The organism is Coprococcus sp. AF38-1, from assembly GCF_003603945.1.
Taxonomy (GTDB): domain Bacteria; phylum Bacillota; class Clostridia; order Lachnospirales; family Lachnospiraceae; genus Coprococcus; species Coprococcus aceti.
This window is the reverse complement of record NZ_QVGO01000001.1, coordinates 463,517-477,304: the sequence shown is the minus strand read 5'-3', so window position 1 is coordinate 477,304 and position 13,788 is coordinate 463,517. Positions and strand designations below refer to the sequence as shown.

Genomic DNA, 13,788 nt, shown 5'->3' with positions numbered 1-13,788 from the left:
GAAGTACGTTTTTACATGCATTTTTCAAGAAATATTACAAGGTTTTTTCAAGGTTATCTGTGCATTTCGACCAAATATACCTGCATGGGTGTCCGGCGGATCATTGTATTCACTTTGTCCGCCTCGCAGCGCACCTGTCCACGTATCAGCCACTGATCCACTCATACAGTATGCCTGCCATCTCCCTGACATAGTATGTCGGAAGCAGCCACCATGCAGTGCTTCCGGCTATGGATCCCGTCTCTATGCCCTGTTTGTCCGCTATACGCTTTGCCCTGTACTCGTGGAATTCATTTGTCACTATATTCATCTTGTCCGGCAGTCCGTTCTGTCTGATGATCTCAGCCGAAAACTTTATGTTCTCCCTTGTGGACGTGGACTTGTCTTCCATATATATTCTCTCCGGAGCAATTCCGTGCTCTGTAAGGTATTCATACATGCACTGAGCTTCCGACATGCTCTCATCTGCGCCCTGTCCACCGGACACAACACATACAGCCTCCGGGTTCTCATCAAGATAATCCTGTGCTGCTATAAGTCTCTCTCTCAGCATAAGGCTTGGACCGCCGCCTCTGACCGCGCATCCGAGCACCACGACTGTGGCATCCTGTTTAGGCTTTACATGAGCCGCATAGACCATGTGATACGTGATGACCACAACAAGGGCAAGAGCAATGGTTACAAGCGCAAGCACGATACTGAGGCATATCTTTCCTGCTTTTTTATCCCAAAGCTTTCTGACAGATTTGTCTATCTTTGCCCTGAATACTCCATACAATGTGAGAAATGCAAACACGCCTGTTCCCAGCAGGGTTCCTATATTCACATGACAGCCTCTGAACACCGGATATATGAACATCAGCATTCCCAGCACGCCTATTATACAGAATATAACTCTCCATATATGATATCCCCGTGTACGCACCGCCACACCATCTTTTTTTATTTCTTTACTCATATCTCCATGGCTCTTCTGAGTCATTTTATCTGTCATCTATTCTATCCTCACTGTTTTTTCTCTTTTCAGCTTCTTAATACCATTCACACAGAATAACAGTGACATGACTGTTGCTATAGTCCAGCCTATCGGCCAGGCCAGCCATATTCCTGTGGCGGAACCTATAACTCTTGACAGCACTACCGCCAGCACCACCCTGAGTATCAGATCTGTAAATGTCGATGTCATGAATCTGCCCATCATGCCTGTTCCCCTTAGTATTCCATCCGCTACAAGTTTTGCCGATACTACAAAGTAGAACGGCGCCAGTATCCTGAGATACGTGACTCCCGTGTCAAGGGCAAGTCCTGTCCTGTTCTCCATAAATGGATACATGCCATAACGGCCAAAGAAGAAGTACAAAACCGCAAATGGTATGCATAGTCCCCATATGAGTTTTATTCCAGCTTTAAGTCCCTGTCCTATCCTGTCGAGCTTACCCGCGCCAAGATTCTGTGCGGTATAGTTGGATATTCCATTTCCAAGTGTTGTAAATGACGTTATGACGAGATTGTTGAGCTTTACAGCCGCCGCATATCCCGCTATGACAGAGGCTCCAAATCCATTGATGACGCTCTGAATAATTATATTTCCGACTGAGATAAAGCTCTGCTGAAGTATGCTCGGTATGGCTATGACTGCTATCTTGCCCAGCATGCTTCCTGAAAATACACAGACCTTCCCCTCAGTGCGAACTGCCGCCAGACGTCTGAACACAACTATTATCGCAAGTACAGCGCTCACGCCCTGACAGATGAATGTAGCCCACGCAACTCCATTTACCCCCATCTCAAATATCTTTACAAACAGTATATCAACGGCTATGTTGGACACCGATGAGATGGCTAGGAATATGAATGGTGTTCTCGAATCGCCCAGTGCGGAGAATATTCCTGTCGCTATGTTGTAGAAGAACAAAAATGGCACGCCCAATATGTATATGTTCAGATAAGTAAGCGAATCTCTCATCAGCTCATCCGGGGTATCAATAAGTGCCAGCAGTCTCTCTCCAAGCAGGAATCCAACCAGCATGAGAATCGCCACAAGTACCGCGCTTGCTATGAGAGTAGTCCAGACCGCAGTCTTCATCTCGCTGTATTTCTTTGCCCCGAACAGCTGGGATACTATGACCGAACAGCCTATATTGCATCCAAATGCAAATGCTATGAAGATAAGTGTTATCTCATAGCTGTTGCCGACCGCCGCCAGAGCATTTTCTCCTATGAACTGCCCCGCCACAAAGCTGTCCGCTATGTTATAGAGCTGCTGAAATATCACACTTCCGAAAAGTGGCAGACAGAATCTCCAAAGCACGGATTCAGGCCTTCCCACAGTAAGATCTTTGTTCACTTTTTTCCCTTCTTTTCTATAATTTACTCCTGTTTTCAGTTTTATTCTAAACTCGTTCACCCGGCATTACAATAGGCAAAATAGTAAACATCTTCGGCTGAACACCCGTTTTTTTGTACTTATTTCCATATATTTTTATGCATATAAAAACGACAGTACATGCCGAGATGGACATATACTGCCGGATCTTTTTATATTTTAAGTTTCTTGGTAATTACAGTATATCTATGTATTCCCCTGACAGCGCCTTGTTCATCGATCTGACAGCACAGAATTTACCGCACATACTACACGTGTCGCTGTACTCGTCATCAGGCTTTCTGCTGTCCCTGATCTCCTTTGCAGTCTCAGGATCTATGGCACATGCAAACTGTGCATCCCAGTCGAGGACACGTCTCGCATCCGCCATCTTGTCGTCTATATCTCTTGCTCCAGGTATCCCCTTTGCTATATCTGCTGCATGGGCTGCTATCTTGGATGCGACGATTCCCTGCTTGACATCGTCTACATTTGGCAGGGCAAGATGCTCTGCTGGTGTGACGTAACAGAGGAATGCTGCTCCGTTCATGGCTGCGACCGCTCCGCCTATGGCACTTGTGATGTGATCGTATCCCGGTGCTATATCTGTGACAAGAGGTCCAAGTACGTAGAATGGTGCGCCCATACAGAGTGTCTTCTGAACTTCCATGTTGGCTGCAATCTGATTGAGCGGCACATGACCAGGGCCCTCAACCATAACCTGTACATTATGACCCCACGCGCGCTTTGTCAGCTCTCCAAGTCTGACAAGCTCCTCTATCTGACATACATCCGTTGCGTCCGCAAGACATCCCGGACGACATGCATCTCCAAGTGATACTGTCACATCGTATTCCTCGCATATATCAAGGATCTGGTCAAAATACTCGTAGAACGGATTCTCATTGCCTGTCATGGTCATCCATGCAAATACAAGACTGCCGCCACGGCTGACTATATTCATCTTTCTCTTGTGTTTCTTGATCTGTTCGATCGTCTTTCTTGTTATTCCGCAGTGGAGAGTCACGAAGTCAACTCCATCCTCCGCGTGAAGACGTACCACATCGATGAAATCCTGTGCAGTAAGAGTTGCGAGATCTCTCTGATAATGAATAACGCTGTCATATACCGGCACAGTTCCTATCATAGCCGGACACTCTGAAGTGAGCTTCTGTCTGAACGGCTGTGTGTTGCCGTGGCTTGACAGATCCATGATCGCCTCTGCTCCCATCTCGACAGCACTCATAACCTTCTGCATCTCGATACCATAATCCTTGCAGTCTCTTGACACACCGAGGTTGACATTGATCTTGGTCCTCAGCATGCTTCCAACTCCCTCTGGGTTTAAACATGTGTGCTTCTTGTTGGCTGGTATCGCTACCTTGCCCTCTCCTACCAGTTTCATCAGCGCCTCAGTGGACATATGCTCTTTCTCGGCAACTTTCTCGATCTCAGGAGTTACTATGCCTTTTCTTGCTGCGTCCATCTGTGTTGTGTAATTCCTCATCTGTTCCTCCAATCTGATCCGGCTTTATAAATCTGTTCCAGATCTAATATTTGTTTCTCTTACACTTTTATAGTGGCGGAAGGTGGTGCCCCCAATCAGCCACTTTAGGGAATATCCCACTTACGTGGGTCCCTCCTTATGAAAAAAGAGACACAGGAATGCGTCTCTTCTTTCTTACATCATTATGTATGTATCAAACGTATCCCTACGGCGGCATTATCCGCATCAGGTTGTGGGTCGAAGCGTTCAGCCTCCTCTCAGCCGGCTAACTCGCCAGCTCCCCATATACTATCCAATTCTCTGACAACAAGTATACCGCTGTCAGATCGTAACATCAACATATTTTTCTGTGATGTTACACCGTATGCTGCAACTCATTACTGATCTGCATCTTTTCTAAGGTCATAATAGTGCGGAATGATATCCTCGTAATGTCCATCCGGCATTCTGAAGCCTCCCGGGATAACGCCCAGCGGAGTAAAACCAATCCTTTTATACAGATGGAGTGCATGTACATTTGATGCTACTACGGCATTGAACTGGAGCACTCCAAAGCCTTTCTTCTTTGCCATGGAGATACAGTCAAGCACAAGCTTTTCTCCTATGTGTTCACCGCGGACGTCGCGTCTCACGGCATAGCTGGCGTTACATATATGTCCGCATCTTCCCACGTTGTTCGGATGAAGTATGTAGAGTCCTACCACCTCACCACTCTCTGCGTTCTCGGCGATACCGGTATATGTCTGCTCTTTGAAAAATGCACCGCCTGATTCCGGTGTCAGGTCTTCCTCCTGTGGAAATGCTACTCCGTCATCAACAACCTGGTTCCAAATTTCTGACGCAGCGACCGCATCTTCTGTCGTGTACTCTCTTATGTTGATATTCATCTGTGCGTCCTCCTATTATGATAATATTTCACTTATATTCTATTTATTCTTTTATCATTCTGTCTGCCTGCTCACTGTGAACATATAAAGCAGTTCAGTGTGATATTGCAATTATCTCCTACAAATCCACAGCCTGCCTCACTTCCCTCTTTTTCCAGCTCACAAAGCCATACATATCATTCGCAAAGAATATGACGAAGTTTACAACTACAGGAATATATGCCGGATTCTCAAGTGACGCGAGAACCCACAAAACTATCAGAATCACATCATTTGCTGCATATCCCACCGCATAGTATGACGATCTCAGCATGGTGAGCGCAGCCGCCAGGAAACTTGTGACTATGGATATTGTGCTGAACACTATATTCGGCGTGTCAAGTATCATGAGTATATAGTAGAATACAACCATTACAAGCACCGTGCTGACAGTGAGCCATATCACATGTCTTCTTGTCAGTTTCTGTATGGCAACCTCACTGCTGTTGCCCTCCGACGGATTCTTGAACCACGTTATGGCGGACCACACCGCCATCGGCATCGTCATCCCGAGATAGGTTATCATCTCACCCCAGTAGCGAAATCTAAAAGATATGATTCCATACAATATACTAAAAACCACCATCAGTATCTGCGCCCACACATTTCCTTTTGCAGCAAATATAAGCGATGTCACGCCTATGAGTGCCGCCGCCAGTGTGAGGATGTCCAAATCTGCAGTGAGAAGATTCGATACCAGCACTATAATGAGGGAACACAGCCAGATAAGCCATTCCCGCTTAGTCAGTTTCTTTATTGGATTGTTCATTTTGTCTTTACTCCTTCTGCTCCACTGGGGTATCTTTAAACCTTCTAATACTGTGTCTTTTTCTATGCTATCTCTTACCTCCATAGCTATGTCTGCCTCCGTCTGTCTCCGTAAATATATGTATGTAAACCGTATATTATCCAAAGCATCATAATTGCTGTATATCTATAACCATGCACTCCTCAGATGCCTTAAATCCCATTGATTCGTACAGCGGTCTGCCGCTTTCCGTGGCATCAAGACTTATCTCCGTGGCACCATGTACACGCGCATCCTCTATAAGCATATTCACAAGCTGCCTGGCGATTCCTCTCCTCCGATAGTCCTTTTCTGTATATACATTCATGAGATGTGCTCTCTTTCCAGAAGTATGAGAAAATGTTGGCATAATTTCAATATAAGACATACTGGCACACGCCACACATCTTCCGTCATCGACAGCTACAACAGTTGTCTGATCACCTTCAAGAAAATATCTCCTGCTGTTTGTCACCAATTTATCGTCAAATATATAATCAACTGGAAGATCATTGACTATCCTAAGCATGGACAATCTGACATTCATCAACATATCTATATCGCTCGCGTCCGCCATCCTATATTCCATAATATCCCCCTAATCAGTCCTTGACATTTGCTAACCTCCTGTTATAATAACACAAGTCGGACGGTATGTTGAATATTAATATACCTTGCAAGGTGTTCTGCAGATGCAGTATTCCCGGATGGAACATGAATCGCGATACAATATATCAGAATTTTCATGAGCCAGATAAGATGATTATCTTATCTGGCTCTTTTTTTTGCGGCTGGCAGGTTAATGTGTCCCCGCAATCATGTGCCTTTCCGATTTTCAATTATAAACTTTTTTTATTAAGGAGATTTACAAATGAATCTGTTAAAAGACGATCTGAAAAAGCTTTACTTCAAATTCCTCATTCCTTCCCTTGGAAGTGCCATGGTCATGTCCATATACACCCTAACTGATGCCATCGTCATCGGCAAAGGTGTTGGAGCTGATGCCCTGGCCGCTCTGAGCATCACAACGCCTCTGCTGTGCATACTTATGTCAACCGGAATTCTCTTTGGCGTAGGTGGATCAGTGCAGATGAGCGTGCACAGAGGAAGTGGCAACACAGTCAAATCTAACCGCTACTTCACCGTGTCATTCATGATGATCGCGGCCATCACCGCGCTGCTGTGGATACTGTACATAACATGCATGCCATCACTGCTGAGGCTCATGGGTGCAAATGCCACTCTATACCCATATGCCATGTCATACATGCACTATATAAATATGTTCCTGCCGGTTGCAGTATTTTCCAACTTCATAGCTATATTTGTGAGGGCTGACAATGATCCGAACCGAGCCATGGCAGGCGTCCTGCTGGGCGGAGTGTTCAATATCGTGATGGACATCGTACTGGTATTCCCGCTGAAGCAGGGAATCGGCGGAGCCGCACTTGCCTCTGTTATCGGTATGCTGATCCAGGTACTTGTCGCCTCATCGCATTTCCTCAGCAAGAAGAATGAGCTGCGTTTCATAATGCCACACAGGATCCTGAACAGCATGAAAAATATTGTGACAGCCGGTATCCCGAGCTTTTTCAATGAATTTGCAAATGGATTTATAGTGCTGCTGTTTAACATACAGATATTGAAGTACTGCGGCGAGAATGCCCTGTCCATATACAGCGTCATCTCCAACTGCGTCATCCTGTTCAACTCTCTGTTCACAGGAGTTGGTCAATCCGTGCAGCCTGTGATCTCGACCAACTACGGAGCAGATAACATAAGCAGAATAAAAACCATAAAAAGAATGGCTTACACAACCATCCTGATCATGGGCGTGCTGTTCTCACTTATTGGAATACTTTTTCCACGAACATTGTGCAATGTATTTATAGATATGAATGAAGGCCTTGGTGTCATTGCTGATCTTGGTGTCAGAGCGTACTTCTTTGCATTTGTGCCATTTGGGATCAACCTGATGACCTCCTACTATCTTCAGGCCATACTGAAATCCGGGCAGTCGCTGTGTATATCACTGCTCCGAAACATCATACTCAGCAGCGTGTGTATACTGACGTTCCCAGTTTTGACCGGTGGCAACAGCTTGTGGTTTGCTGCACCTGTGACCGAGGCTGTGACTCTTACTGTCAGTCTGGTATTTCTGGCGCAGGAATCCCAAAGGCAGGGTAGCCATTAAATGTGTATGCAAATTAGGCGATACGAGGTATAATGGATATGTTGACTTTAACAATAGGGATTAGGGGGTATAAGGCGAAAATGCACGAAATGGATTTGATTGAATTCCTTATTAAAGAAGGACACACTGATATTGCAGAAAGTATTAAAGACTACCGAAAAAATACTATTAAAATGTGTGTGAAGGATGTGGAAAATGTAATTGCAAAAGGCACAAGTAAAATCGGCGGCTTTCCCGATCTTCCGCCCGAAATTCCATATCCCACAATGTCGGGCTATTCCTGCAAGCGCGGAGATGACACTGAGCGGTACGAAAAATCAGCAATGCAGCTTGTTGCTCAAATCAATCTTGCGGACATTGCCGACTTGGATATTGAAAACAGGCTTCCGCACACGGGTATTTTATATTTTTTCTGGAGCGGAGAAATCGACTCAATTCACCAGACCAACAAATGGGTTGAAAGCGTTGCTGACGACCCTGAAAATTCGGCTTATCACAAGGTGATCTGGTACAATGGCGACCTGTCAAATTTAAAGAGAACTGAGCCGCCTGTTCCATATTATTCAAAGTATTTTACAGAAACTTTTGAGGAAAAGGCTGTCGAGTTTGGACTCACCACAGATTATCAGCCACTGGGAGATGTGCTTGACTGTGACCTATTTGACCGTCTTGAAGAAGTTGCTCCAGATTATGATATCGAATATCTTTCGTATGACGGAAACAAATTATTCGGTTATCCTACGGGGGGTAATATTCCGGATGTAAACGCAAAAACTCATCTGCTGTTTCAATATGGTTACAACATTGGTTGTCTATGGAATATCTTTTGGATCATTTCAGATGAAGATTTAAAGAACCGCAATTTCGACAAAGCGGTCTTTAGTTTCGATTTGGACTAATAACTATAATTCTAAGTAGGAGCAGAACACTCCTGCTCCTACTTGGTATAAATTCAGTGCTTTATACAGAATTCGCAGCCACCTTTTTGTCCGATGCAGCTCTTGCAATCGGAGCCCACTGCATACACATCTTCACCCGCGATCAGATATGTTCCTACAAGACTCATCTTCGGTGACATGTGTTCTCCGTTCCATGACACGCCTGCCTGCGATGAATCCATAAGCCCCAGCAGCTCAGGTACTGCCTCCATGCCCATTCCATAGTATCCTGGACCGAACGACGGACTGCAATACTTCTTCTCATATACACTGTTCTTTCTCTCAAGATATCCTTGCAGCCACCCTCTTATGACATCCATGCATGCCATCTGAAATGCCTCCATGTAATACTGGTCAAGCACAGAACCAGTGTTTTCCAGATCTACAACCGGTGCATGAAATGCATAAATGTAACCTTTATCAATAAGACTGATGTCAAGCTGTGTCAATATTCCGCACTCTATCTTTTTCCCACAAAAAGTAAAATAGCCGGGGCAAATGCACTCAGGAGCAAATTCCTGTAAAAGAACATCCACCGCACAAGATCCAGACATATCTTTCATAACCTCATCCAATATTCTGTCAATATTGATCTGATGCTCATACTTCATATCTGCATCTATTTCATTTATATGGGTAATCTGTATCAATCGTTCTTTCACCTGAGTCTTGAGCTTTCGAAGATCTATATGCAAAAGCTCATCTTCCCTCTGAAGGCGTCCAATAACCATATCATACATCTCTGGCTGATGTACTAAAAGACAATTACTGCAATCTTTTATCCGCTGCCCTTTCCGGCTGATCACATACTCAGGATTACCTAGGCACCGTTCCTCGCGATAAAGTGGGCAGTAGCAGAACATGCAATTAAAGTTCTCTACTTTCTCCACTTTATGACACGGGAAAAACTCACATTGTGTATTCTGAAAAAATTTATAACTATTTTCCATAATATATTATGCCGTTTTATTTTTCTGTTTTTTCATTTTTTTCTTAACTATCTCTACACCTGCATAAATCAGGAATCCAGCAAGTGACATGATCAGCCCCAGCCTCAAACCTGGCGTATGATAAACCATTTGTACTGTATGCTTACCCTTATCAAGTTTTATTCCCATAAAAGTATCTGCAAGCTCATCAATTTTAACCTCTTTACCATCCACAACAGCAGACCATGCATCTTCATAAGGTATTGAAAGCAGTATTTCTGTATCATCGTCAACATCTACTTCACCAGTAATTCTATTTTTAGAAATTTTTAAATCTGTTTTATATCCAGTGTTAAGAATATTGATCGCTTTTTCAAACACATCTGTATTCAGCTGCGATACATACAATGTATGCTTCTTGTCCCTATTGGTTTTTCTCTTTATAACTAAATCTATTTGATCTCCAGCCTTATATTCACCAATGTACATGCTGTTGATTTCAAACCTGTGACATGCATTCTGAATCAACTCGCCATTTACATATACCTCACAATTGTTATCATATAAGCTACTATGTGTTTTGCTTCCATCAACAAACACGTATACCGGTCCATCTTTTTTTACATCCAATTTCCATTCTTCATTACCATTCTTGTCAGTATGTATATATTCTGAATCAACATTCTCATATACATCTACTTCTTCACCAAGCATAGCGGATAACAGGTTCTGCTGATTTTCAAATGGGTCATTGCCAAATGAAACCTTCTTTATATCGTCATTCACCGGATAGCCGAGGGGCAAAGCGTATTTATTTTTATATACCTGTGCATACTGAGTCTTCAGATCCGTTTTCTCGTATCCTGATGCCGGACTCTTTAATTGGACATATTTTATTGACAGCAAAGAATCTGTCAGCAGCATAGGACTATTCCAATATGTCTCACGTAAAAAAAGCTTCTCCCCAGGGATATCAGAATATCCCATATAAGCTAGAAATCTGTCAACATTAAAATCATAAGCTGAACTATAATGCTCTATGCTATTATAACCATACAGCAGTGACTCCCCCGTCGCTATATCTCTTCCAATAGTCTTTAGATAATTATAATCATTTTCATATCTGAAAAAGCTTCCCTTCTCAGTATCATTAAGACTATCGACTATATTCTCGGCAGCAACTGTGTAATCAGAAAAACTCCTTGCATCATTATTGTATTCAGAAAAAGCAATGTACACATTATAACCGGCTTCTATCGCAGTCAGGCATGCCACTCCAAAGCATACTACCTTGGAAACATTTTTTCTATTGTTACCACATAACAGCACTATTATCCCTATACCAAAAATTGCCATATAAATAATGACTATATTACGCGGTGAATTTATTTTCTTTATATAATATAAAAATGCCAAACCTACTGCAACAACCCCCATTGCAGAAGCTACTTCTTTTTTTGATACCTGGTCTTTTTCCCATAATTGAACCTCTCTTGCAGCGATCATTATCATTACAAAAGAGAGTACAAAACTAAATCTGAAGAAGTATGAAGTGCTTCTAACAAAGGCTGTCCACACAAGTTCTAAATCTCTAAGACAATAACAGCTGCACAACAAAGCAAGCAGACATGCCATACAGATTTTTTCTTTTTTCTTCACAGCAGAATTAAAGAAAAATGCAACAACAGCAATAAGAACGATGGTTCCCGTAAAAATAGGGGGTGCATCCTGCGCATTCACTTTCGCACCAACATCAAATCCACTAAGGAACTGTGTTATATCCATATTAACTATACGGCTCAATCCAACGGTATTATTTGTTGCAATTCCTCCAACAAGCGCCATACACGCAGGAAGAAGTATACACAGACTCGCCAACACTCCACATAACATTGTTACTATATATCTAAATATACTTTTCCATTCTGTTTTCAACGCTTTTTTTATACTAAAGTCATTTGCATTAAGATATTCAACAATAAATAGTATTCCTGACATCAGACATACCATATAGCCAGTGTACCAATTACAGAAAATTGCAACGAATACAGAAGTAAATAGCAGTCCCGTTTTCTTCTTATCAACGCACTTCCATACTCCTAGTGCTATCAATGGCAAAATAATAACTCCATCAAGCCACATAACGTTTCTACAATTATACACATTATATTCCATAAGTGCATATAACGATGATAATACAAGGCCTGGTATCACCGATATTTTGAACCTTTTATCAACATATATGTATCCTGTTATTCCACACAAACCAATTCTGAGCAAAATCATAAATGCCATAAACTGTGGTATCTGCGCCTTTGAAAAAAACACAATAAACAAATTTAATGGACTAGACAAATAATAAGCTACTATCCCTATCATCCTGCCGCCAAGTGCTTTTCCTGTAGAATATTCTATACCTGCATTTCCATGAAACACATCCCATAAATATCCATAATAGTCCTTATACTGTAGCAATGAATCCCAGATCATCGTAGACTTATTACCAAATGGTACCACTCCGCACACAGCCATAACAATCAACGTTATAATAACCGGTAAGAAAAATGCCAATGCAATGATGATCATTTTTTGTCTTAGAGTTTTTTGCTTACTCATCAATCTCCTCCTGTAATCCACATCTTTATTATCAACTATCTATAGCTTGACAATATCTAAAAAGCAATTAATTATCTGATTGCCCTGTTTTTCGCAGCACCCATAAACATGATAACCGGAACCACTATTCCAACGATCATCATAATCACTGCTATCAGTTTGCTGTCACCGGACACCAGTGTCACTATACCGCTTATTATCGCAAGTATCACCAGAAATGCTGCCCATACAACTATGGCAGACGCCTTTGCAACCTTGTTGCTTCCGGCTATTCCAAATATACCGCCTATGATGGCCGCAAGCGATGCTATTCCGGCCACAACGCCACATACGACAGCCTTTGTCGATGGCTCATCTGCAAGCACAAGCTTTGCAATGTCATAATATCCGGCATTTACAAGCCCCCATATGAGCATGATGAGCGACGATGCCGTCACCATTCCCTTTCCAGGTAATTTTTCCATAGATTATTTCTCCTTTTTCATTCTCATATCACTGTCTGCTCCACACATAACAGAAGGCCTGTGTTCTGGCTGCAAACTTCTCAGTCTTGAGCAGTTCTCTTACCTCTGCCTTTGTGTACCATCCCGGAGTGATCTCCTCCAGAGTTGAAGTACTCGGCTTGAACTCGCCTCTCGCCTTGCCTACAACACACATATTTGTCTCATTTGAAAATCCTACAGCACTGTAGCTTGTCCCTATTGTGTCACTGATCTCGTACAGCTCAAGTCCCGTTTCCTCCATAAGCTCACGTCTGGCACTGACCTCAGGAGTCTCCCCCGGATCTATGAGTCCGGCAGGGAAATTATATACCCATTCACCCGGAGCAAGTCTGAACTCCTTATCTATAAGGATTCTCTCATCTGCCTCGTCTGTGGCGATGATGACCACCGCATCTGCTGCCTTGCCATGAAGTCCCTCGAAATCGGTGATTTCTCCATTCCTGCTTATCATCTCATAGTTCTTAACTATTCCGTCTACAGTCTCGTACTGAACATCGTATCGTGTGATGAACTTTCCCTGTTCTTTCTTTTCAATTCCTACAAATTTCAAAACACTTTCTCCTCTACTTGCAAAGCTCTGCCACAACCTGATTGATGACCTTGCCGTCTGCCTTGCCCTTGAGTTCAGCCATAACAGCCTTCATGATCTGGCCTTTATTCTTTGTTGCTATCACATCTGCAAATTTTGTTGTGAGGATATCTCTCACCTCATCCTCTGACAGAAGTTTTGGCGCATACTCGTTGAACACATCATATCTTGCCTTGTACTGCTCCAGAAGATCTGTTCTGTCTGCAGGGCAGGTATCGATCTGCTCTTTTACAGACTTGATCTCCTTGAGGATAACACTGTCAACTATATCCTCAGGAATGTTGTCTCTGCAGCCGTTATCGATTCCGACCTTCTTAACTGCTGATACGAGGGATGAGATGCTGTCCTTTCTCTCCTTATCCCTTGCCTTCATTGCTGCTATCATATCCTTCTGTAACTTCTCAAGTGTCATTTTTATTTCCTTCTTTCTTTAT

At 43.0% G+C, this 13,788-nt stretch carries 13 protein-coding genes and 1 riboswitch; of the genes, 2 read left to right on the top strand and 11 right to left on the bottom strand.

Annotated features, from left to right (window positions below; translation table 11 throughout):
• Positions 1-145 precede the first annotated feature (145 nt).
• The 6 genes from DW025_RS02450 to DW025_RS02425 form a co-directional block, all read right to left on the bottom strand.
• On the bottom strand, positions 146-994 hold the full coding sequence (locus DW025_RS02450) for a YdcF family protein (RefSeq protein WP_119998559.1): 849 nt from the start codon (positions 992-994) through the stop codon (positions 146-148).
• Positions 995-2,347, bottom strand: a complete 1,353-nt coding sequence (locus tag DW025_RS02445) for an MATE family efflux transporter (protein WP_119998557.1) — start codon at positions 2,345-2,347, stop codon at positions 995-997.
• A gap of 214 nt (positions 2,348-2,561) precedes the next feature.
• On the bottom strand, positions 2,562-3,872 hold the full coding sequence (thiC, locus tag DW025_RS02440; protein WP_119998555.1) for a phosphomethylpyrimidine synthase ThiC: 1,311 nt from the start codon (positions 3,870-3,872) through the stop codon (positions 2,562-2,564).
• A 185-nt stretch (positions 3,873-4,057) separates the two neighbouring features.
• A riboswitch (TPP riboswitch) is annotated at positions 4,058-4,166 on the bottom strand.
• Between the two features lie 83 nt (positions 4,167-4,249).
• Complete coding sequence (locus DW025_RS02435; RefSeq protein ID WP_117874600.1) at positions 4,250-4,759, bottom strand: GNAT family N-acetyltransferase; 510 nt, start codon at positions 4,757-4,759, stop codon at positions 4,250-4,252.
• A gap of 118 nt (positions 4,760-4,877) precedes the next feature.
• The gene (pnuC, locus tag DW025_RS02430; protein WP_119998553.1) at positions 4,878-5,567 is read right to left on the bottom strand and encodes a nicotinamide riboside transporter PnuC; all 690 of its coding nucleotides are present in this window, start codon (positions 5,565-5,567) and stop codon (positions 4,878-4,880) included.
• Between the two features lie 148 nt (positions 5,568-5,715).
• On the bottom strand, positions 5,716-6,174 hold the full coding sequence (locus DW025_RS02425) for a GNAT family N-acetyltransferase (RefSeq protein WP_117874595.1): 459 nt from the start codon (positions 6,172-6,174) through the stop codon (positions 5,716-5,718).
• A 282-nt stretch (positions 6,175-6,456) separates the two neighbouring features.
• On the opposite strand from DW025_RS02425, the gene DW025_RS02420 reads away from it, so the two are divergent.
• Both DW025_RS02420 and DW025_RS02415 read left to right on the top strand, forming a co-directional pair.
• Positions 6,457-7,779 (top strand): MATE family efflux transporter, encoded by a 1,323-nt coding sequence (locus DW025_RS02420; RefSeq protein ID WP_119998551.1) that lies wholly within the window; start codon positions 6,457-6,459, stop codon positions 7,777-7,779.
• Positions 7,780-7,868: 89 nt separating this feature from the next.
• On the top strand, positions 7,869-8,678 hold the full coding sequence (locus DW025_RS02415; protein ID WP_243002924.1) for a DUF1963 domain-containing protein: 810 nt from the start codon (positions 7,869-7,871) through the stop codon (positions 8,676-8,678).
• Between the two features lie 53 nt (positions 8,679-8,731).
• Here DW025_RS02415 and DW025_RS02410 read toward each other — a convergent pair whose 3' ends face one another.
• From DW025_RS02410 to DW025_RS02390, 5 genes are all read right to left on the bottom strand, one after another.
• Positions 8,732-9,667 carry a cysteine-rich small domain-containing protein gene (locus DW025_RS02410; protein ID WP_117874593.1) on the bottom strand — a complete coding sequence of 312 codons (936 nt, stop codon included), beginning with the start codon at positions 9,665-9,667 and terminating at the stop codon, positions 8,732-8,734.
• A 6-nt stretch (positions 9,668-9,673) separates the two neighbouring features.
• Positions 9,674-12,262 (bottom strand): YfhO family protein, encoded by a 2,589-nt coding sequence (locus DW025_RS02405; protein WP_117874592.1) that lies wholly within the window; start codon positions 12,260-12,262, stop codon positions 9,674-9,676.
• Between the two features lie 71 nt (positions 12,263-12,333).
• Positions 12,334-12,726, bottom strand: coding sequence for a hypothetical protein (locus DW025_RS02400; RefSeq protein ID WP_117874591.1), 393 nt, complete (start codon positions 12,724-12,726; stop codon positions 12,334-12,336).
• Positions 12,727-12,754: 28 nt separating this feature from the next.
• Positions 12,755-13,315 carry an NUDIX hydrolase gene (locus tag DW025_RS02395; protein ID WP_055146459.1) on the bottom strand — a complete coding sequence of 187 codons (561 nt, stop codon included), beginning with the start codon at positions 13,313-13,315 and terminating at the stop codon, positions 12,755-12,757.
• Positions 13,316-13,328: 13 nt separating this feature from the next.
• The gene (locus DW025_RS02390; RefSeq protein WP_015533834.1) at positions 13,329-13,766 is read right to left on the bottom strand and encodes a GatB/YqeY domain-containing protein; all 438 of its coding nucleotides are present in this window, start codon (positions 13,764-13,766) and stop codon (positions 13,329-13,331) included.
• Between the last annotated feature and the right edge of the window lie 22 nt (positions 13,767-13,788).

Coding starts and splice junctions, on each gene's coding strand:
- DW025_RS02450 (WP_119998559.1), bottom strand. CDS start 994: ATGACAGATAAAATGACTCAGAAGAGCCATGGAGATATGAGTAAAGAA.
- thiC (WP_119998555.1), bottom strand. CDS start 3,872: ATGAGGAATTACACAACACAGATGGACGCAGCAAGAAAAGGCATAGTA.
- DW025_RS02435 (WP_117874600.1), bottom strand. CDS start 4,759: ATGAATATCAACATAAGAGAGTACACGACAGAAGATGCGGTCGCTGCG.
- pnuC (WP_119998553.1), bottom strand. CDS start 5,567: ATGAACAATCCAATAAAGAAACTGACTAAGCGGGAATGGCTTATCTGG.
- DW025_RS02425 (WP_117874595.1), bottom strand. CDS start 6,174: ATGGAATATAGGATGGCGGACGCGAGCGATATAGATATGTTGATGAAT.
- DW025_RS02420 (WP_119998551.1), top strand. CDS start 6,457: ATGAATCTGTTAAAAGACGATCTGAAAAAGCTTTACTTCAAATTCCTC.
- DW025_RS02415 (WP_243002924.1), top strand. CDS start 7,869: ATGGATTTGATTGAATTCCTTATTAAAGAAGGACACACTGATATTGCA.
- DW025_RS02410 (WP_117874593.1), bottom strand. CDS start 9,667: ATGGAAAATAGTTATAAATTTTTTCAGAATACACAATGTGAGTTTTTC.
- DW025_RS02405 (WP_117874592.1), bottom strand. CDS start 12,262: ATGAGTAAGCAAAAAACTCTAAGACAAAAAATGATCATCATTGCATTG.
- DW025_RS02400 (WP_117874591.1), bottom strand. CDS start 12,726: ATGGAAAAATTACCTGGAAAGGGAATGGTGACGGCATCGTCGCTCATC.
- DW025_RS02390 (WP_015533834.1), bottom strand. CDS start 13,766: ATGACACTTGAGAAGTTACAGAAGGATATGATAGCAGCAATGAAGGCA.